This window comes from Arthrobacter sp. AFG7.2, from assembly GCF_002892835.1.
Classification (GTDB): Bacteria; Actinomycetota; Actinomycetes; order Actinomycetales; family Micrococcaceae; genus Arthrobacter.
In genome coordinates this window covers 104,722-121,975 of record NZ_PJMB01000006.1, presented here as the reverse complement: position 1 = coordinate 121,975, position 17,254 = coordinate 104,722, and the positions used below count along the sequence as shown (strand labels likewise).

Here is a 17,254-nt window from a genome sequence, read left to right as displayed (position 1 = left end):
CAGGATCCGCAACACCCCGGCTACGGGCGGCGTTGCGCCGGCATTGCGCCCGGCGGGTTGTCTTGGTTGCAGGACCCGCCGCGGGCCGTGTGCCGGCAAGGGACCCCTTGATCCGGACACCCACTTTCCCCAAGGAGAACTGAAATGAACATGCCTGCTCTTGAAGACCTGGTCGGCCAGCTCGAGTCCGTTTCCGGTGCGCAGCAGATCAACCCGGAGGTTCCGCTCATGCAGATCCCCGATGTGGACTCCATGGACCTCATGGAATGGCTCTACAGCTTCCAGAACGAGTTTCCGGAGGCCAAAGCTGACGCCTCCCTTTTTGAGAACGAGGACGGCAAGACCACCCTGAAACTGGTGCACGAACGCCTCATGGCCCTCGATACCGCCGTTTCAGCCTGATCCATGGCGTACATACAGATCACCGGCTGGGGCGTTTCCGTCCCGGACAGGACGGTCAGCAGCGCAGAGATAGCGGAAAAATTCGGCGTTGACGAGGACTGGATCGTCAGCCGCTGCGGTATTCGGGAACGGCGTTTCGTCGCCGACGGCGAGACCACGGCTTCGCTGGCGGTTGAAGCCGGCCGGCGGGCAATGGAACGGGCCGGGCTCACCGGCGGAGACATCGCCCACCTGATCGTGGCGACGGCAACCCCCGAACAGCCTTCCCCCGCCACATCCGCCTTCGTCCAGCACGAACTGGGCGTCGCCGGCAGCGCGCACGATATCAATGCCGAATGCTCCGGCTTTGTCTACGGGCTGATCATGGCGTCCGCTTTGATGCAGATAGATCCTCGTCCCATCCTGCTTATCGGCAGCGACACCCATTCCCTGACGACCAACCCGGCTGACCGGGACCTGGGCATCCTGGTGGGTGATGGAGCAGGCGCCATCGTGCTGACGCCGGGTGAAACCGATTGGATCCATTCCTGGGACCTTGGCGCTGACGGTTCCAGGACCGGGAGCCTCCAGGCGAAAGCCGGCGGCAGCCGCATGCCCATGACGCAGGAGGCACTGGACAACGGCCTCCATTACGCCAAGATCAACGGCAACGAGATCTACCTCAATGCCGTCCGCCTTACTGTCGCCACCGTCCGCAAAACCCTGCAGGCTGCCGGAAAACCGGTGGAAGCACTGGACCTGGTGATTCCACACCAGGCAAACATCCGCATCATCAATTCCATAGCCAACCACACCGGCCTTGCCCAGGAGCAGATCTTCACCAACCTGGAGCGCTACGGGAACACGGCCTCTGCGTCCATTCCCATTGCCCTCACCGAGGCCCTCGACTCCGGCCTCCTCAAGCAGGGGGACCTGGTGTTGCTGGCCGGGTTCGGCGCAGGCATGACCTGGGGTTCAGTCCTGATGACGTGGGGTGGCAAATGAACACGGCCAAGAAACCCGTCCGCGGGCGCCCAGAGTCTCCGGTAGCCCTTGTCACCGGTGCTTCCGGCGACCTGGGCCGGGCGCTCGCGGTAGAACTCGACCGCTTGGGTTGCCGGGTGGCGGTCCATTACAACCGGTCAGAACAGGCCGCGAAGGAACTCGCAGCCACGCTGGTCAATCCCTCAGTGGTGGTAGGCGGCGATATCTCGTCGTGGGACGAAGTGACCGCGCTATACGCACAGATCAGCTCCGAACTCGGGCCGGTTGACGTGGTGGTCAACAACGGCGCCCTGCGGAAGGATTCGCTGATGGCCATGCAGGTGCCGGAAGACTGGCAGGAAGTCATCGCCACGAACCTTATCGGTACCTTCCATGTGAGCCGGGCCTGCCTCCCGCACATGTTGAGCCAAAGGTGGGGCCGGGTGATTAACATCGTGTCGCCGTCGGGCATTATTGCGACGGCCGGCCAAACTGCCTACTCCGCGTCCAAGGCCGGAGTCATCGGAATGACCCGCACCCTGGCCGCGGAATGCGCCCGCCGTGGCGTCACCGCCAATGCCTTGTCACCCGGTTTCATGATCACCGGGATGACTGAAGCCCTCCCGGACGCCGTCAAGGACGGCATCCGGGACAAGTGCCCCATGGGAAGGTTCGGCACCACAACGGAGGTAGCGTCAAGTATGGGATTCTTCCTTGATGCGGACTACATGACCGGGCAGGTCATCAGTATCGACGGCGGAGTCTCCATCACCTAGCGAACAGCTTTGTGGGCCTTCCCGCAGGATGTTTATTCATGTATCTACCGCCGGGGGCCCCAAGCCCCCGGCACAGGACCGGAGCCATGCTTGTTATCACCTTGCTTCTGACGGCCTCTACCGTGGCCCTTGCCGGGATCGGTGGGCTTTACTACTCGTATGCGTGCTCCGTGATGCCGGGCCTGCGCTCAACGGATGATGCGACGTTCGTCAGTGCCATGTCGCGGATCAACACCGCGATCCAGAATCCCGTGTTCGCCCTGAGCTTTTTCGGCGCATTCCTTTCCCTGGCGGCCGCGTCTGCGTATTCCTGGGCCAACGGTTATGGCAGCGCCGTCCCCGCCACCGTGGCCTTGGCCTGCTACGCCGGCACGCTGGCAATAACCTTCACCGTGAACATCCCATTGAACAACCGTCTCGGCCACGCTGCAGCTTCCGGGGACGCCGCTGCAGCCCGGCGCTCTTTTGAGGGCAAATGGACGCAATGGAATATGCACCGCACCTGGTTGGCGCTGGCCGCCCTGGTAGCGCTCAGCATTGCCTGGGCTGCGCTGGGACAGTCATGATGTCCGCAGGCGCGGCGGTGCTGGCAACCCCTGCAGGAACGTCCAGGGAAACCCTGCCTGATGTGGCCGAACTGGTCCCTCAGGGGTTCGTTGTGGAGGAACACCGCGGCCAGGAGGAGGAATGTGCTCCGTGGCCGGGAGAAGATGGACTTCTTGGCCCCGGCTGGGCCAAGAACCGCTACCAGTCCCTGATGGCAAGGGAGTGTGCACGCCGGGCACTGATACGCCTGGGGCAACCCCCCGCCGCCATCCCCCGGACGCCAAACGGTGCCCCATCCTGGCCTGACGGGATCATCGGGAGCCTGACCCACTGCGAGGGGTACCGTGCAGCAATCGTAGGGCGGACAGTCCACGGGCGGTCCGCCGGAATCGACGCCGAAGTCCACCGTCCCCTCCCCCACGGGGTCCTTGACCTCATCGCCGGCGTCCCCGAGAAGCAGCTTCTTGGCCGTCTGCAGGACGGCGCACCCGGCGTCCACTGGGGCACAGTGCTGTTCTGTGTAAAAGAAGCCGTATACAAAGCATGGTTTCCGCTAACAAGGACGTGGCTGCCAATGACCCAGGCTTCTGCCTGGCTTGGTCCGGACGGTACCTTCAGGGTTTCAATTCGCCTTCGGGAAAACCAGCCCGGAGATTTGACATTGCTGAGCTGGAAGGGCCGATGGACCATTCGGGACGGAATCGTCTTGGCTGTGGCCGTCCGTGCTCCGCTCGCATGAAAAAAGCCCTGCCTGCGCACTCAGGCGAAGGCAGGGCCAAAATAGGCGGCAGGTGGGCCGGAACTAGGAATTCGCCTTTTGGTAGGCTTCCTGGATTTCGGCCTGAATTCGGCCGCGGCTGTTAACCGTGTAGCCGTTTTCGCGGGCCCATTGCCTGATTTGTGCCGAGTCGTTGCTGCGGCCGCCGCCGGTGGCCGCTTTTGCCCGGGGAGCCCGGCCGCCACCGCCTGAAGCCTTCCGCGCTGCGTTTACAAACCGTTCCAATGCGGAGCGGAGTTCAGCGGCATTCGCCGCCGAAAGATCAATCTCGTAGTTGACCCCATCGAGGCCAAACTTAACATTCTCGTCTGCGGATCCCCCATCCAGATCATCAACGAGGATGATGTTTACTTTCTGTGCCATTAAAAGTCTTCCTCTTGGAAAGGGTTCGGTTTTCAGAAAAGCAGGATGTTTCCCTAAAAAGTATGACCCTCTTTATGGCAACGCGTCAAAGCGGGAATTGGTTCCTGTGGATATTGTGGGGGAAAATTAGGGGTTTATCTGTCCGATTCCGGTTCCGGACCGTCAACAGGTGATCCGGCCCGGCTATCGGCTTCCGCCTGGGCCTGGGCTTCAGCCTGCCGCTCCGCTTTATCGGCGTTAAAGATTGACTTCATGGCAAACCAGAAGAGTAAACCCACCACGATGGAGGGAAGCAGGACAGCTACATATTCCATGGTCAGTTGCCCTCGGGCTTAAGCAGGGGGAACAGGATGGTTTCACGGATACCGGCCCCGGTGAACAGCATCACCAGGCGGTCAATGCCCAGGCCGATTCCGCCCATGGGCGGGGCGCCGTATTCGAGGGCGCGCAGGAAGTCCTCGTCCAGCTGCATGGCCTCGTCGTCACCGGCGGCAGCATGGCGGGACTGCTCGGTCAGGCGTTCGCGCTGGATGACGGGGTCGATCAGCTCGGAGAAGGCGGTGCCGCGCTCCATGCCGCCGATGATCAGGTCCCAGGCCTCGATCAGCCTGCCGTCCTCCCGGTGCGGGCGGGCCAGCGGCTGGGCGGAGGGCGGGTAATCGTAGACAAAGGTGGGGTTCATCAGGGTTGGCTCGACGATCTCGCCGAACAACTCAACAGCCAGCTTTTCGGCGTCCCATTTCGGGTCCACCTTGACCTCGTGTTTTTCAGCGATGTCCCGCAGCACCTCAAGCGGTGTATCCGGCGTGACTTCCTGGCCCACTGCCTCGGAAAGTCCCGGGTACACGGCAAGCCAGGCCCATTCGCCGTCGAGGTTGATCTCCCCCGCCTCGGTCTGCAGGACGCGCCCGGCACCCACGGCGTCAGCGGCGTCCAGGATGATCTCCTTGATGCGCTCGGCCATCACGAACTGGTCGGCCCACGCCTCGTAGCACTCAAGGGTGGTGAACTCGGGGCTGTGGGTGGAGTCCACGCCCTCGTTGCGGAACACGCGGCCCATGTCGTAAACCCTGTCGATGCCACCCACCACTGCACGCTTGAGGTAAAGCTCGGTGGCGATGCGCAGGGTCATCTTCTGGTCGAAGGCGTTCATGTGGGTCTCGAACGGCCGTGCGAGCGCGCCGCCGTGGACCAGGTTCAGGATGGGGGTTTCCACCTCAACGTAGCGGTGGCGGAAGAGCGTTTCGCGGATGGACCTGGTGATGGCCGCGCGGGTGTAGACCATTTCGCGGGCTTCATCGCGCACCATCAGGTCAACGTAGCGCTGGCGGACGCGGGTCTCTTCGTTCAGTTCCGCGTGCAGCACGGGCAGCGGGCGGAGCGCCTTCGAGGCCATGGACCAGGACTCGGCCATGACGGACAGTTCGCCGCGGCGGGAGGAAATGACCTCGCCCTTGATGAAAACGTGATCGCCGAGGTCAACCAGCGCCTTCCAGTCCGCGAGGGCCTCCTCTCCCACGTTGGCGAGGCTGAGCATTGCCTGCAGCCGGGTGCCCTTCCCGTCGGTGCCGCCTTCCTGCAGGGTGGCGAAGCACAGCTTTCCGGTGTTGCGGACGAACACAACGCGGCCGGTGACGCCGACGACGTCGCCGGTGGTGTCGTCTGCTTCGAGGTGGGCATACTTTTCGCGGATCTCGGCGAGGGAGTGCGTCCGCTCCACCCCCACCGGGTACGCCTCGGTGCCGCGCTCAATCAGTTTGGCGCGCTTCTCCATGCGGATCCGCATTTGCTCGCTGGCGTCGAGGGGCTCTGGGGCATTCTTGGGCGCGGGGGTGTTTTGGGAAGTCACAGTCCACAAGTTTACCGGGCGGGGAGGGGGCCCCGCTCCTGCCTAGGATGGGGTGGTGAAAGAACGGGTCATTCCAACGCACGACGGCGGCCGCCTGGCCTTGTACAGCTACGGTACCGAGGGTGCGCCGGGAGAACGCCGGGTGCTCCTGATCGGCGGAGCGTTCCTGACTGCCCTGATCTACCGGCCGTTTTCGGTGTCGCTGGCAAAGGGCCTGGGCGAGGGGTGGGCCGTGGATGTTTATGACCGCCGCGGCCGTGGCAGCTCGTCCGGACAGCCGGCGGACTACTCCATGGCCACCGAAATCGCTGATGTGAGGACTGTGCTGGACGCCACCGGCGCCCGGAACATCCTCGGGCACAGCCTGGGCGGGTCGGTGGCCCTGAACGCGGTCCAGGAATTTACCGGCACCGCCCATGTGCCGGACAAGCTCGCTGTCTATGACGCCGCCGTCAACATCGATGGCAGCATCGACACCGCCTGGCTGTCCGGATTCGAGGATGCCGTGAACAACGGCAAGGTGGGCCACGCCCTCGCACACATGAAGAAGGCCACGAGTCCCGGGTCGGCGATGGCGAGAATCCCCGAGCCCGTGCTCGCCGGGCTCATGGCCCTGCTGTCCAGGACCAAGGTGAACAAAATGTTCCGCGAGGTCATGCCCAGCGGGGTAGGGGAACTGCGGGCTGCGTATAAAGAAGCGGACCACGCGAGGGATTTCAGTGTGCTGCCTGCGAACACCCACTTCATGGCAGGCGGCAAAAGCCCCAGCTACTACAAAGCAACCGCGGAGCGGCTGCACGCGGCGGTCCCCGGCAGCACGTACGAGCTTTCACCCAAAGGCTTCCACGGTTCCATCCCCGCCGCGGTCAACGAGCTCGTCACGGACATTTCGGAGTATTTCAAGGGCTAAAGGCAGTTGCCGGCCCCCACCGGCTATCAGGATGCTCCGGCGTCCATGGTGCCCGCGTTCAGGTTGCTCGGCTAGGCTCGGATCATGACGCGTGAGAACATCAGGACCCCCGACGGCGGCACGCTGGAGCTCTTCTCCACGGGTGCGGAGTTCGCTTCCGCCGGTTCGGGCGTTGTTATTGTCCCGCCCTCAATGGTGACCGCCGCGGACTACACGAGGTTCGCGCAGAAGCTCAGTGCAGCGCTGGGCCGTCCGGTCCATACGTTCAACCGCCGCGGCCGGGGCTCGTCATCGCCCCAGCCGGAGGATTACACGCTGGACGTGGACATCCGGGACCTGGACACCGTTATGAAACACACCTCCAGCACGGACGTCTTCGGGCACAGCTTCGGCGGCGCGGTTGCCCTCCATGCCGCACGGACCCTGCCCGTCGAGCGGCTCGCTGTCTACGACCCCGCAGTCTCGGTGAACCACAGCGTCAAGGCCGACTGGACGGCAGAATACGAGCGCGCTGCCGCTGCGGGCGACGATGACCGCGCCCTCGCGGTCCTGCAGCGCGGACTTGACGCCGGCGGACCGTTCTCGTCGCGGATGCCCGTTTCCATGCTGACCCTTGCCAACAAGCTGACCGCCGGAACCTCAGAGGGCAAGCAGCAGCGCGAGATGATGCGGACCGGCGTCCGTGAAATCAAGGCGATCATCGCGGCGGACATGCCCGCGGAGCCGTTCCTGGAACTGCCGCTGGAAACCCTGATCGTGGTGGGCGAAAAGAGCCCGGCGTACTTCGGGATTGCCTGCGGCCAGATCCACGATGTCCTCTCCGGATCCAGCTACACCATCCTCCCCGGTTACGGCCATGACGGCGTCATCAAGGCCCCGGACAAGCTGGTCAAGGAACTGGCAGACTTTTACGCCGGCTGACCGGGTGCCGGCTGACCCAAGTAAGTAGCGCCAAGCGTCGTTCTGGGGGTTCCAAACGACACTTGGCGCGACCTGGATGGTTCAGTGAGCGCCGTGAGCCGGGCCGGCGCCTTCGGTCTTGCGCATCATCGAGGAGAGCACGACGGCGGCAAGGGCTATGACGGTTGCCGTCATGAAGGCGGCACTCATCCCCGCGACGAGGCCGGACGCTGCCGACACCACCGCGAAAATGGACACCAGCAGCGCTGTACCGGCGGCACCCGCCACCTGCTGGGTGGTGCTCATGATCGCCGAACCGTGTGAGTAGAGGTGCGGGGGAAGCGGATTCAGGCCGGTGGTGAAGGCCGGAGTGAAGAGCAGCGCCAGGCCGAAACTTAGCCCCACGTGAAGGGTGACGATCCATGCGACGGATGTGCCGGCGTCGAGCATTGAGAACTGCCAGAGGGCGAGCACCATCAGGATGGAGCCGGTGATGGTGAGAGGCAGCGGGCCTATCCGGTCAAACAGCCGTCCGATCACAGGACCCAGCAGGCCCATGGCCAGCCCGCCCGGGAGCAGCGCCAGGCCGGTCTCGAGGGAGCCCAGCCCGCGGATCTCCTGCAGGTAAAGCGGCAGCAGGATGACCCCGCCGAACAGCGCCATCATGGCCACCACCATCAGCAGGACCGAAACGGTGAACATCCGGAAGTTGAACGCGCGCAGGTCCAGCAGCGGGGCTTCGGCCTTCTGCAGGCGCAGTTGGCGAAGTACAAAGGCCGCCAGCCCGGCCACGCCGATGATCAGCGCGCCGATGGCGACGGGGCCGGGACCGGCCTGGCCGCCGTGGCCGCCGCCGATCTGGCTCAGGCCATACACCAGGCCGCCGAATGCCGGGACGGTGAGGACCACGGAAACTGCGTCCAGCTTTGTCTTTTCCGCCTCACCGATGTTGGTCAGGTACTTGGCGCCGATGGCAAGGGCCGCGAGTGCCACGGGGAGGACGAAGACAAACATGAAACGCCAGGTGAAGTGCTCCAGGATCAGTCCGGAAACCGTGGGTCCCATGGCAGGCGCCACCGAAATCGCGATGCTGACGTTGCCCATCACGGCACCGCGCTTCGCCAGGGGCACCAGCGTCAGGATGGTGGTCATCAGCAGGGGCAGCATGATGGCGGTTCCACCGGCCTGGATAATGCGCGCCAACAGCAGCAGCTCGAAACCGGGAGCCACCGCCGCGAGCGCGGTACCGCCTGCGAAGAGCCCCATGGCCAGCATGAAAACGGCCCGCGTGGACAGGCTCTGGAGGATGAAGCCGGTGGTGGGGATGACCACGGCCATGGTGAGCATAAAGCCGGTGGAGAGCCACTGGACGGTAGGCGCATCAACCTGGAGTTCCACCATGAGCCGCTGCAGGGCAACGTTCATGATGGTCTCATTGAGGATCACCACGAACGTGGCCACCAGCAGCGTGCTGATGATGGTCACCGATTCACGGGACATCTTCTCAGGCGCGGCGGACTTTGTTCCGGCAGCTTTAACGGACTGGCCGCTGGCGTTCGGAGAGACTTCGGTAGACATGGGTGTTCCCTCAGGGAGTGTTGCGGATGATGCGCGGAAACAGTGCCGCTGCAGATGCCAACACTCTACCGGTTGGAGTAATTCCCCTTCACCGGAACTTTTCTTAAGCCTGAGGGAACACTTGGGGTGTATTGGGACTAGGCGGTCTGGCCCGCGTGCTCCCCTTCGGCGATTTCCTCCACCAGCTTGCTGTTGAAGGCCGGCAGGTCGTCCGGGTTGCGGCTGGTCACCAGGCCCTGGTCCACCACCACTTCTTCATCGGTCCAGGTCGCGCCCGCATTCTGCAGGTCCGTCTGGAGCGTGTGGTACGACGTGACGTTCCGTCCCCGCAGCACGCCGGCCTCGATGAGCAGCCAGGGACCGTGGCAGATGGACGCCACCGGCTTGTGCTGCTCAAAGAAGCTGCGCGTGAAACTCTGGGCGTCCTTGTCCACCCGAAGGTGGTCGGCGTTGACGACGCCGCCCGGAAGCACCAGGGCGTCAAAGTCCGCCGCATTGGCCTCTGCGACGGTCAGGTCGACGTCGAATGTGTCGCCCTTCTCAGTGCCTTCGAATCCCTGGATCTTTCCGCTGGCCGGAGCCACGAGGGTGGGCACGCCGCCTGCCTCTTTGACGGCCTGCCAGGGGCTGGTGAGCTCAACCTGCTCTACGCCGTCGGTCAGCAGGAATGCGACCTTCTTGCCTTTAATGCTGTGCTCTGACATTTTTCCTCCTCATCGGAGGCGGCCCCGGATGCCTTGAGGCATCCTGAGGTGCCGCTTCCAGAGTTGTTGCTGACAGTTTCCAGCCTAGGAAGGCAGCAATTGATAAGCAAGCTGAGCATTTTGGGGCCCGCTGACTGCTCCCCTACGCGCTGCCGTCCAGTACGCCATCTGCAGTGTCCAGCCGATCCGGCCTTCGTCCGAATCAGGCGCCGTGGTGTTCCATCAGCCAAACCGCCATCCGCTGCGCGCGTTTGGCGGCCTGCAGGTCACCTTCCATTGCCTGCAGGATGGAACCCTTCATCAGCACGAGCAGCGAATAGGCAAACTCCTCGGGGCGCACGAGCCCAGCCGCTTCGGCGGCGGCCTGGATGTGGCCGCGGATCTTTGCCAGGTAGCTGATGCTGGCCTGCCCCAGTGGATGGACCGGGCCCATCTCCACCAGGACCTTGGCAAAGGAACAGCCCTCAAAGTCCTCCCGCGCGAACCAGTCACCGAACACGTCGAAGATTGCCAGCAACTGCTCGCGTGGAGTGCTGCCCCGGCGGAGCGCTTCCGAGAGGACCGCATCCATGGTCCACCGTTTGTCCCGCTGCTCCAGGAATGCCAGGACAAGGGAATCCTTTGAGGGAAAATGCCGGTAAAACGTGGCCTTGGCAACGCCGGACCGTTCAATGAGCTCATTGACGCCGACGTCCCGCACGCCGCGGGTGGAGAACAGCTCATACGCCACGGCCATGATCCTGTCCGACGACGTGGCAGGAACGGACTTCGCCGTCGGGGAAACGACGGCGGCTGCCGGGACGTTCGTCTCTGGATTCATCGCATTTTTAGTCTACCCCGGGGCAGACAGACTGGTCTTGCGCCCTGTAAAATTTCTTGTAGCGCAGTGCTCAGACGCCGCGGGGGCCCCGGCCGCTTCGGAAAGGTGCAGGGAGGCCCCGATGTCAGCAGGGCGGATGTTTCAGAGCGTACCGTCGGACCCGGACCCGTGGATGGCAGGCGATACTCCGGACGAGATCCGGCAGTTCGCCATTGAGTCCCTCCGCTGGCAGGCGCAGGAAATCATTGATGAAGTCCTCTCCGGCCGCGAACCGGGCGAAGAGCTCGCGAGGGCAAGGCTCCGCCGCTGCGTGGCCAACCATCCGGGCAAGCCGGAACGCGCACTGCTCGAACAGCTGACGATCAACCGGAAGGTGCCGGGCATTTAGCGGCGGCCGGACCGTCAGGAGCTCAGCGGCACGTTATCGATAAGCCGGACCGGTCCCACTTTGGCAGCAATAAGTGCCAGCGCTTCACCGCGGAACGGTGTCTCCCGGCAATTCTCGGCCAGCGGCTCCAGGGTTTCCGGGTCCACCACCTCAAAGTAGTCCAGCGCCACCAGCGGCTGCGATTCCACCAGTGCGGAGGCAGACTCCACGTCCAGCGGTTCGCGGGCGGTGGCCCGCTGCTCCAGCAGGCGAAGGGCACGGGACAACACCAGCGCCGCCTCCCGTTCATCGTCCGACAAAAAGCGGTTGCGGCTGGAGAGGGCCAGGCCGTCAGCTGCCCGCACCGTGGGAACCCCCACGATGTCCACCGGGAAGTTCAGGTCCGCGACCATGCGCCGGACCAGCGCCAGCTGCTGGGCGTCCTTCTGGCCGAAGTACGCGCGGTAGGCAGGCAGGCCGCCCGGGGCGGCAGGCAGCCCCGCGGCGGGTAAGCCGTAATGCAGGAGCTTGGCCACCACCGTAAGGGCACCGTCAAAGTGCCCTGGCCGGGATGCGCCCTCCCACTTTTCACCGAGCTGCCCGGACGTGACGCGCACCAGCGGCTGGCCGCCGGGGTAGACCTCCTCCACCGATGGCGCAAAAACCAGGTCGACACCCTGTTCCTCCAGCAGCGCCAGGTCTGCGTCCAGGGTTCGGGGGTAGCGGTCCAGGTCAACGGCGTCACCGAACTGCAGCGGGTTCACGAAAATAGTGGCCACCACCACATCGTTCTGCTCGACGGCGGCACGCGCCAGGGCGGCATGTCCCTCGTGAAGCGCACCCATCGTGGGCACGAGCCCCTGAGATGTTCCCTGCTTTAAGCCCAGGAGCAGGGCACCCTCGGCGCGCAGCTCAGCCACGGTGGTGACGAGTTTGATGGCCATCTTCAGTCCTCCTTGGGATCAAGGGCTTCGCGCAGCCCTTCCAGCTGGTCAGCCTTCAGGAGCCCGCGCCCTTCGGCGCGCAGGGCCGTGGCGCGTGCCATCGCCAGGTACGCGGCCAGCACATCGCCGTGCCCGCCGCCGTCGAACTCCCGCAGCGCCTCCGCGTGGGCCGCGACGGTTCCCACGTCACCGCGCGCCACCGGACCGGTCAGGGCAGACTCCCCCGATGCCAGCGCGTTTTCCAGGGTTGCCCGCAGCAGCGGCCCCAGCATGCGTTCGGGCAGCTCCACGCCCACCTCGCGCAGCAGCTCGGACGCCTGCGCAACGAGGGTCACCATGTGGTTGGAACCGTGCGCCAGTGCAGCGTGGTACAGCGTCCGGTCCGCTTCGGCGATGGCTACCGGTTCGGCGCCCATCTCCACCACCAGCGCCTGGGCAATGGGAAGCATGGCGGCATCGGCTGTCACCCCAAAGGTGCAGTCCAGCAGCCTGGTGAGGTCCAGGCTCATCCCGGTGAACGTCATGGCAGGATGCAGCGCGAGCGGGACGGCACCGGCGGCGCGCACGGGGTGCAGGACCCCCACCCCGAAGCGGCCCGAGGTGTGCGCAACCAGCTGGCCCGGCTGCCAGGCCCCGAGCTTGGCCAACCCGTCCACCAGGCCCGGCAGGGCGTCGTCGGGAACGGCGAGCAGGACCAGTTCGGCGCGCTCCACGATGTCCTGGACTTCCAGGACGGGAACGCCGGGGAGCAACGTTTCCGCACGCTCCCGGCTTGCCTCGGAAACTGCTGATACCCCGACGACGGCATGTTCGGCGGCGCGCAGTGCGGCGCCAAGGACCGCACCCACTTTGCCGGCGCCGACGATTCCGACGCCGAGGCGTCCCGGCTTAGCCATGCTGCCCGCCTTCCTGAGGTGATCCGTGGGGTATTTCAGAACCGGCAGGAACCACCTGCCGGAGCCACTGTTCCGTCGTCTGCCGCTTCCTGGCCAGGCGGGCGCGCGCCGACTGCTCGTCGAACAGCGCCAGCGCTGCACCGGTCCCCGCCTGGGTCAGCCGCGGCACCACAGGCCCGGCGGTGGTGTGCAGCACCAGGTCCGCAACGCGGAACCGGCGGGCCAGCGGGCCCTGGTGCAGTGCCATGGACTGGGTGCGCTGGTGCGGAACCACCACGAGCTGCCGCCACCAACGCCCCGAGCGGAGCAGCAGTGCGGTGTCCGTGGCCGTGAAGCCGTTCCTGCGCCAGCCGAGGGGGGCAAGCCAGCGGGCGCGGGGCGGGGTGGTGATGAATCCGCCGTCGGAGTCCAGGCCGTTCAGCCCGGCAGCGAAGACGACCGCGGGCTCCGGGGTACCGGGGTCCGGCAGCACCAGGGCCAGCATGCTCATCACGTCTCCCAGTGTGCCGACGGGCAGCAGCGTTGTCCGGGCGGAACCCTCACCGGCGTTTTCCACAATGCCGTAGCCGGCCACGTTAACCTGAATCCGGTACCAGCCGAGGGGCCGCCACAGCGGCGGCTGGCTGATCTTCACTGCCTGGATGCGCCCGGGCGGCAGGGTCTGCGCCTGGGTGTCCAGCAGGCCGTAGCGCAGCCGGATGCCGTCCGGGGAGATCGCGGCCGTGAAGTTGTAGCCCTTGTTGAACAGCCCCCAGTAGCTGGCCGCGAGGCCCAGGACGGCTGGAATGAGGTAGAAGTAAAACGCCTGGTTGTCAGTGACGGCAGAAAGCACCACGGACGCGATGCCGCCCACCAGCACGAACAAGCTCTGCTCGCTGAGCAGCAGGGAACCGACAAGGCGCGACGGCGGGACCGACAGCACCTGGTATTCGGGCGCCTCCGGTGCCGGTTCGCCCGGCCGGTCAGGTCCGGTGGTGACTCCGGCTGCCCGGGCCAGGATGGTGGCACGCAGCTGCCGGGCGTCGTCGATCTTCAAATATGCCAGCCGCACCGCCGACTCTCCGGCGTCGGCCACCTCAAACCTGAGTTCGGCGAGACCGAAGATCCGGGCCAGCAGGGGCTGAACGATGTCGATGGCCTGGACCCGGTCCAGCCTGGCCTGGCGCTGCTGCCGGAACAGGAAGCCGCTGTTGACGCGGACGTAGCCGCCGCTCACCTGGTACTTGGTGAAGTACCAGGTAAGGATGAAGCCGAGCACCGAGACCAGCAGGACCGTTGCGCCGCCCACCAGAAGCCAGGGCGCGCGCCCGGCAAGCTCGTCGTCGAACACCGGGCGGCCCTGCAGGGACCGTTCGAAAACGTCACGGCCGAAGAAGAAGCCTATGGCAGCCAGTGCAACCCAGCCCCGGACAAAAGGCGACGCCGGGTGCACGCGCAGCCATTCGCCGTCGGGCGCGTTGCCTGGTTGAGGGTACAGTGCTGCGTTCCCGGTACCAGGGATGGGGGCACCGGTCTCGGGACGCGGCCCGTCTGCAGTCACAGCCCTGCCAGCCTGGCTTCGCCCCGGGCCGCCAGCTGCTCCCGGAGCCTGGCGCCTTCCGCGGCAGGCAGTCCGGGAATGTGTGCGTTGGTGCCGGGCGATGCGGTATGGAGTTTCAGGGTGCACAGGCCCAGCCCGCGTTCCACCGGGCCGACGCCGATGTCCACGTACTGCATGCGTCCGTAGGGGACGGCCATGGTGCGTTGAAAAAAGATGCCGGTCCTGATCAGCAGGTCATCGTCCCGTTCGGCGTATCCGATGGCACGCACCTGGCGCGGGATCAGCACCAGCCGCCAGATCGCGAGGACCAGTGCAACGGACGGGACGGTGACGGCCAGCCACAACGGCGGCCAGGCCCAAACGTCCATGAGGACCAGAAACAGGGGCAGGGCGAGGACCAGCACAGTGAGCAGGTTCCCCACCGCCCACTGGACCACCCTGACTGTGACGTACTTGGGAGAAACGCGCTGCCAGATAATGCCCGGCGGATCAATCGCCTCGGTATGCATATTCGCCTTCCCCCGCGGCTTCACCGTGCACGGCGCGGCCAGGTTTCCCGTCGACGCCCTTCGTATCGCCGTCCTCCGGTGGAATCTTGCAGAACCGCTCCACCAGCAGGCCCACGACAATCATCACCAGTCCCCCGCCGGCCATGGCGAGTGCGAGCCACGTGATGCCCTGGTCGCTGCGCAGGCTCCAGATCCTCAGCTGGTCCAGGAAGATGCCCACGTGCCAGCCGAGCAGGACGGTACCGGCATAGGCGCAGGCCTGGGCCAGCACGAGGGTCCGCGCGGCGAGAAGCGGATCAAGCACCGGCCGCTTCCTGGCGGACGTCCCGGGGCCGTTGGTGTTGAGGCTGTTGCGCCACTTCAGGACCCTGATGCCCAGGATCAGCGTGATGGCAACAATGACGCCCATGGTGGCAAGGGCTGTGGCCGGAAGGACGGGAGTGGCCATGCTGTACCGGCTGGTTATCACTGTGGCGGACCAGCCGGCCACGGCCAGGATGAAGCCGATCAGCAGGAGGCGCAGCGGGTTGATGGGTTTCATCGTTCGTCCACCGCCCCTGCCGTGGACACGCCGTCGAAGTCGCCGAAGCCGTCGAACAGGGCAAGGTCGTCAAAGTCCGCAGCACTCGCGGCCAGGCTGCTGATCCGCTCACCCCCGAGGGTGGCGGCCGGCTCGATGAGCGACCAGGGGTAGAGGACGAAGGCGCGGCTCGCGGCGCGGGGGTGGGGCAGGGTCAGCACGGGGTCGTCGCTGCGGAGGTCGCCGTACGTGATGATGTCGACGTCGAGTGTCCGCGGCCCCCACCGCACCTCGCGCACGCGGTGGTGCTTGTTTTCCACCGCCTGGCAGTGCGCCAACAGTTCACGCGGGGTGAGGCTCGTTTCAACCGTGAGGACCATGTTCAGGAAATCCGGCTGGTTGGGCGGCCCGCCCACCGCCTTGGTCTGCACGACAGGCGAGACGGCAAGCAGTCGCACCTCCGGCGGGTCAACGAGGTCGGCAACGGCCCCGGACAAGGTGTCATTGCGCTCGCCCAGGTTGCTGCCGAGCGCAAGGACCGCTTTCGTGTAACCGCTGTTCATGGGCCCTCCCCCTGGGCTTGTCTTTCACCGTTGTTCCGGCCACGGTGGACGCTGACCGCCACGTCACCGAAAGGCACCTCAATCGGCGCCTGGGGCTTGTGCACGGTGATCTCCACGGCCTGCAGCCTGAACTCGTCCAGCAGGCCGTCGGCGATCCGCACCGCCAGCGCCTCGATCAGGTTCAGCGGCTCGCCGGAAATCCACTCAGTAATACGCTGCGCCACCTCGCCATAGTGCGCGGTGTCCCGGACGTCGTCGGACTCCGCTGCCTTGGCGAAATCGAGGTACAACACTGCGTCCACAACAAAAGGTTGGCCCTCGCGGCGCTCAAAATCAAAAACGCCGTGATGGCCGACGGCGGTCACACCGCTCAGCGTAATCCTGTCCATGGGCGCGCTTAGCGCTCAGTACGGGGTGCGGCCATGCGCGCGGCAACTTTGACGGCGTCAAGGCTGGGGCCGACGTTGTGCACGCGGACAGCCCATGCGCCGCGGTAGGCGCTGATGGCCGTGATCGCGGCGGTCGCCCCGTCGCGTTCCTCAGGAGCGGCGGACTTGCCGGCCACTGTCAGCAGGGTGCCGAGGAACCGCTTGCGTGAGGCGCCCACCAGGACGCGGTGGCCCAGGCCATCCAGCTGGTCCAGGTTCTGCAGGAGCTCCCAGTTCTGGGCGTCGTTCTTGGCGAATCCCAGGCCGGGGTCGACGATGATCTGGTCCTGGCTGACGCCCGCGGCATAGAGCTTGTCCCGCACCCCTGCGAGCTCCGCTGCTACTTCAGCCGCAACGTCCTTGTATTCGGCCAGCGAATTCATGGTCCGCGCGTCCCCGCGGCGGTGGGTAAGGATGTAGGGAACCTTGGCGGCGGCCACGAACTCGGCCATCTCAGGCTCGATGCTGAGTCCGGAAATGTCATTGATGATGGCGGCGCCGGCTTCCACCGCGGCAGCGGCAGTGGAGGCGTGGGTGGTGTCGATGCTCACCAGTGCTCCGGCTTTCACCAGGGCCTGGATGACAGGCACAACCCGCTGCTGTTCTTCGTCCGGGCTGACGTCCTCCGCACCGGGCCTCGTGGATTCGCCGCCGACGTCGATGATGTCTGCGCCGGCGTAGAACATCCGGAGCCCTGCCGCGATGGCGGTGTCCGCCGTCGCGTGCTTGCCACCGTCACTGAAGGAGTCCGGGGTGACGTTCAGGATGCCCATGACGAGGGTTCGGTCCGCAGGCAGGTCTTCGAATCGTGCCGCCGGGCGCGGTTTACGCAGGATGGGCAGCGGAGATGTTGCGGGGCCGGTTCCCGGCGCAGCAGCTAGTGAGTCCATGGTTGATG

Annotated in this window: 22 protein-coding genes; 8 read left to right on the top strand and 14 right to left on the bottom strand. The window is 65.4% G+C overall.

From position 1 onward, the window contains the following. Positions 1-144 precede the first annotated feature (144 nt). The 5 genes from CXX84_RS12465 to CXX84_RS12445 all read left to right on the top strand — a co-directional run bounded on the left by CXX84_RS12465 (position 145) and on the right by CXX84_RS12445 (position 3,426). Complete coding sequence (locus CXX84_RS12465; RefSeq protein WP_102977026.1) at positions 145-402, top strand: hypothetical protein; 258 nt, start codon at positions 145-147, stop codon at positions 400-402. A 3-nt stretch (positions 403-405) separates the two neighbouring features. Next, positions 406-1,386: a 3-oxoacyl-ACP synthase III family protein gene (locus CXX84_RS12460; protein ID WP_102977025.1), complete on the top strand. Its 981-nt coding sequence runs from the start codon at positions 406-408 to the stop codon at positions 1,384-1,386. After that, complete coding sequence (locus tag CXX84_RS12455) at positions 1,383-2,141, top strand: 3-oxoacyl-ACP reductase family protein (RefSeq protein WP_102977024.1); 759 nt, start codon at positions 1,383-1,385, stop codon at positions 2,139-2,141. The genes CXX84_RS12460 and CXX84_RS12455 overlap by 4 nt, the downstream gene beginning before the upstream one ends. A gap of 86 nt (positions 2,142-2,227) precedes the next feature. After that, the gene (locus tag CXX84_RS12450) at positions 2,228-2,707 is read left to right on the top strand and encodes a DUF1772 domain-containing protein (RefSeq protein WP_189337582.1); all 480 of its coding nucleotides are present in this window, start codon (positions 2,228-2,230) and stop codon (positions 2,705-2,707) included. Then, on the top strand, positions 2,704-3,426 hold the full coding sequence (locus CXX84_RS12445; protein ID WP_189337581.1) for a 4'-phosphopantetheinyl transferase: 723 nt from the start codon (positions 2,704-2,706) through the stop codon (positions 3,424-3,426). The genes CXX84_RS12450 and CXX84_RS12445 overlap by 4 nt, the downstream gene beginning before the upstream one ends. A 63-nt stretch (positions 3,427-3,489) precedes the next feature. Here the strand turns inward: CXX84_RS12445 and CXX84_RS12440 are convergent, their stop codons facing one another. From CXX84_RS12440 to lysS, 3 genes are all read right to left on the bottom strand, one after another. After that, positions 3,490-3,828, bottom strand: a complete 339-nt coding sequence (locus CXX84_RS12440) for a histone-like nucleoid-structuring protein Lsr2 (RefSeq protein ID WP_102977021.1) — start codon at positions 3,826-3,828, stop codon at positions 3,490-3,492. 134 nt (positions 3,829-3,962) lie between these two features. Continuing rightward, positions 3,963-4,142, bottom strand: a complete 180-nt coding sequence (locus CXX84_RS12435; protein WP_102977020.1) for a hypothetical protein — start codon at positions 4,140-4,142, stop codon at positions 3,963-3,965. Positions 4,143-4,144: 2 nt separating this feature from the next. Then, positions 4,145-5,677 carry a lysine--tRNA ligase gene (lysS, locus tag CXX84_RS12430; protein WP_102977137.1) on the bottom strand — a complete coding sequence of 511 codons (1,533 nt, stop codon included), beginning with the start codon at positions 5,675-5,677 and terminating at the stop codon, positions 4,145-4,147. A 55-nt stretch (positions 5,678-5,732) separates the two neighbouring features. Here lysS and CXX84_RS12425 point away from each other — a divergent pair, with 55 nt between their 5' ends. Then, positions 5,733-6,587, top strand: a complete 855-nt coding sequence (locus tag CXX84_RS12425) for an alpha/beta fold hydrolase (RefSeq protein ID WP_102977019.1) — start codon at positions 5,733-5,735, stop codon at positions 6,585-6,587. An 84-nt stretch (positions 6,588-6,671) separates the two neighbouring features. Next, positions 6,672-7,508 carry an alpha/beta fold hydrolase gene (locus tag CXX84_RS12420; protein WP_102977018.1) on the top strand — a complete coding sequence of 279 codons (837 nt, stop codon included), beginning with the start codon at positions 6,672-6,674 and terminating at the stop codon, positions 7,506-7,508. A gap of 81 nt (positions 7,509-7,589) precedes the next feature. Here the strand turns inward: CXX84_RS12420 and CXX84_RS12415 are convergent, their stop codons facing one another. The 3 genes from CXX84_RS12415 to CXX84_RS12405 all read right to left on the bottom strand — a co-directional run bounded on the left by CXX84_RS12415 (position 7,590) and on the right by CXX84_RS12405 (position 10,589). Next, positions 7,590-9,065, bottom strand: coding sequence for a DHA2 family efflux MFS transporter permease subunit (locus CXX84_RS12415; RefSeq protein WP_102977017.1), 1,476 nt, complete (start codon positions 9,063-9,065; stop codon positions 7,590-7,592). 137 nt (positions 9,066-9,202) lie between these two features. After that, positions 9,203-9,769: a type 1 glutamine amidotransferase domain-containing protein gene (locus tag CXX84_RS12410; protein ID WP_102977016.1), complete on the bottom strand. Its 567-nt coding sequence runs from the start codon at positions 9,767-9,769 to the stop codon at positions 9,203-9,205. A gap of 202 nt (positions 9,770-9,971) precedes the next feature. Then, positions 9,972-10,589 carry a TetR/AcrR family transcriptional regulator gene (locus CXX84_RS12405; protein ID WP_102977015.1) on the bottom strand — a complete coding sequence of 206 codons (618 nt, stop codon included), beginning with the start codon at positions 10,587-10,589 and terminating at the stop codon, positions 9,972-9,974. A 136-nt stretch (positions 10,590-10,725) separates the two neighbouring features. Here CXX84_RS12405 and CXX84_RS12400 point away from each other — a divergent pair, with 136 nt between their 5' ends. Beyond that, complete coding sequence (locus tag CXX84_RS12400) at positions 10,726-10,977, top strand: hypothetical protein (RefSeq protein WP_223253084.1); 252 nt, start codon at positions 10,726-10,728, stop codon at positions 10,975-10,977. 14 nt (positions 10,978-10,991) lie between these two features. On the opposite strand, the gene panC is transcribed toward CXX84_RS12400, so the two are convergent. The 8 genes from panC to folP are packed head-to-tail and all read right to left on the bottom strand — an operon-like array spanning position 10,992 to position 17,246. Beyond that, positions 10,992-11,900, bottom strand: coding sequence for a pantoate--beta-alanine ligase (gene panC, locus CXX84_RS12395; protein ID WP_102977013.1), 909 nt, complete (start codon positions 11,898-11,900; stop codon positions 10,992-10,994). Between the two features lie 2 nt (positions 11,901-11,902). Continuing rightward, entirely contained in the window at positions 11,903-12,796 is an 894-nt protein-coding gene (locus tag CXX84_RS12390; protein ID WP_102977012.1) for a Rossmann-like and DUF2520 domain-containing protein, read from the bottom strand. Further along, complete coding sequence (locus CXX84_RS12385; RefSeq protein ID WP_411266210.1) at positions 12,789-14,336, bottom strand: PH domain-containing protein; 1,548 nt, start codon at positions 14,334-14,336, stop codon at positions 12,789-12,791. Before CXX84_RS12385 ends, CXX84_RS12390 begins: the two co-directional genes overlap by 8 nt. Then, positions 14,333-14,845 (bottom strand): PH domain-containing protein, encoded by a 513-nt coding sequence (locus tag CXX84_RS12380; RefSeq protein WP_102977011.1) that lies wholly within the window; start codon positions 14,843-14,845, stop codon positions 14,333-14,335. The genes CXX84_RS12385 and CXX84_RS12380 overlap by 4 nt, the downstream gene beginning before the upstream one ends. Further along, on the bottom strand, positions 14,826-15,386 hold the full coding sequence (locus CXX84_RS12375; protein ID WP_102977010.1) for a DUF3180 domain-containing protein: 561 nt from the start codon (positions 15,384-15,386) through the stop codon (positions 14,826-14,828). Before CXX84_RS12375 ends, CXX84_RS12380 begins: the two co-directional genes overlap by 20 nt. Further along, complete coding sequence (folK, locus tag CXX84_RS12370; protein WP_102977009.1) at positions 15,383-15,928, bottom strand: 2-amino-4-hydroxy-6-hydroxymethyldihydropteridine diphosphokinase; 546 nt, start codon at positions 15,926-15,928, stop codon at positions 15,383-15,385. The genes CXX84_RS12375 and folK overlap by 4 nt, the downstream gene beginning before the upstream one ends. Next, positions 15,925-16,317 (bottom strand): dihydroneopterin aldolase, encoded by a 393-nt coding sequence (gene folB, locus CXX84_RS12365; protein ID WP_102977008.1) that lies wholly within the window; start codon positions 16,315-16,317, stop codon positions 15,925-15,927. The genes folK and folB overlap by 4 nt, the downstream gene beginning before the upstream one ends. Positions 16,318-16,325: 8 nt before the next feature. Then, entirely contained in the window at positions 16,326-17,246 is a 921-nt protein-coding gene (gene folP / locus CXX84_RS12360; protein ID WP_102977007.1) for a dihydropteroate synthase, read from the bottom strand. Positions 17,247-17,254: the final 8 nt, after the last annotated feature.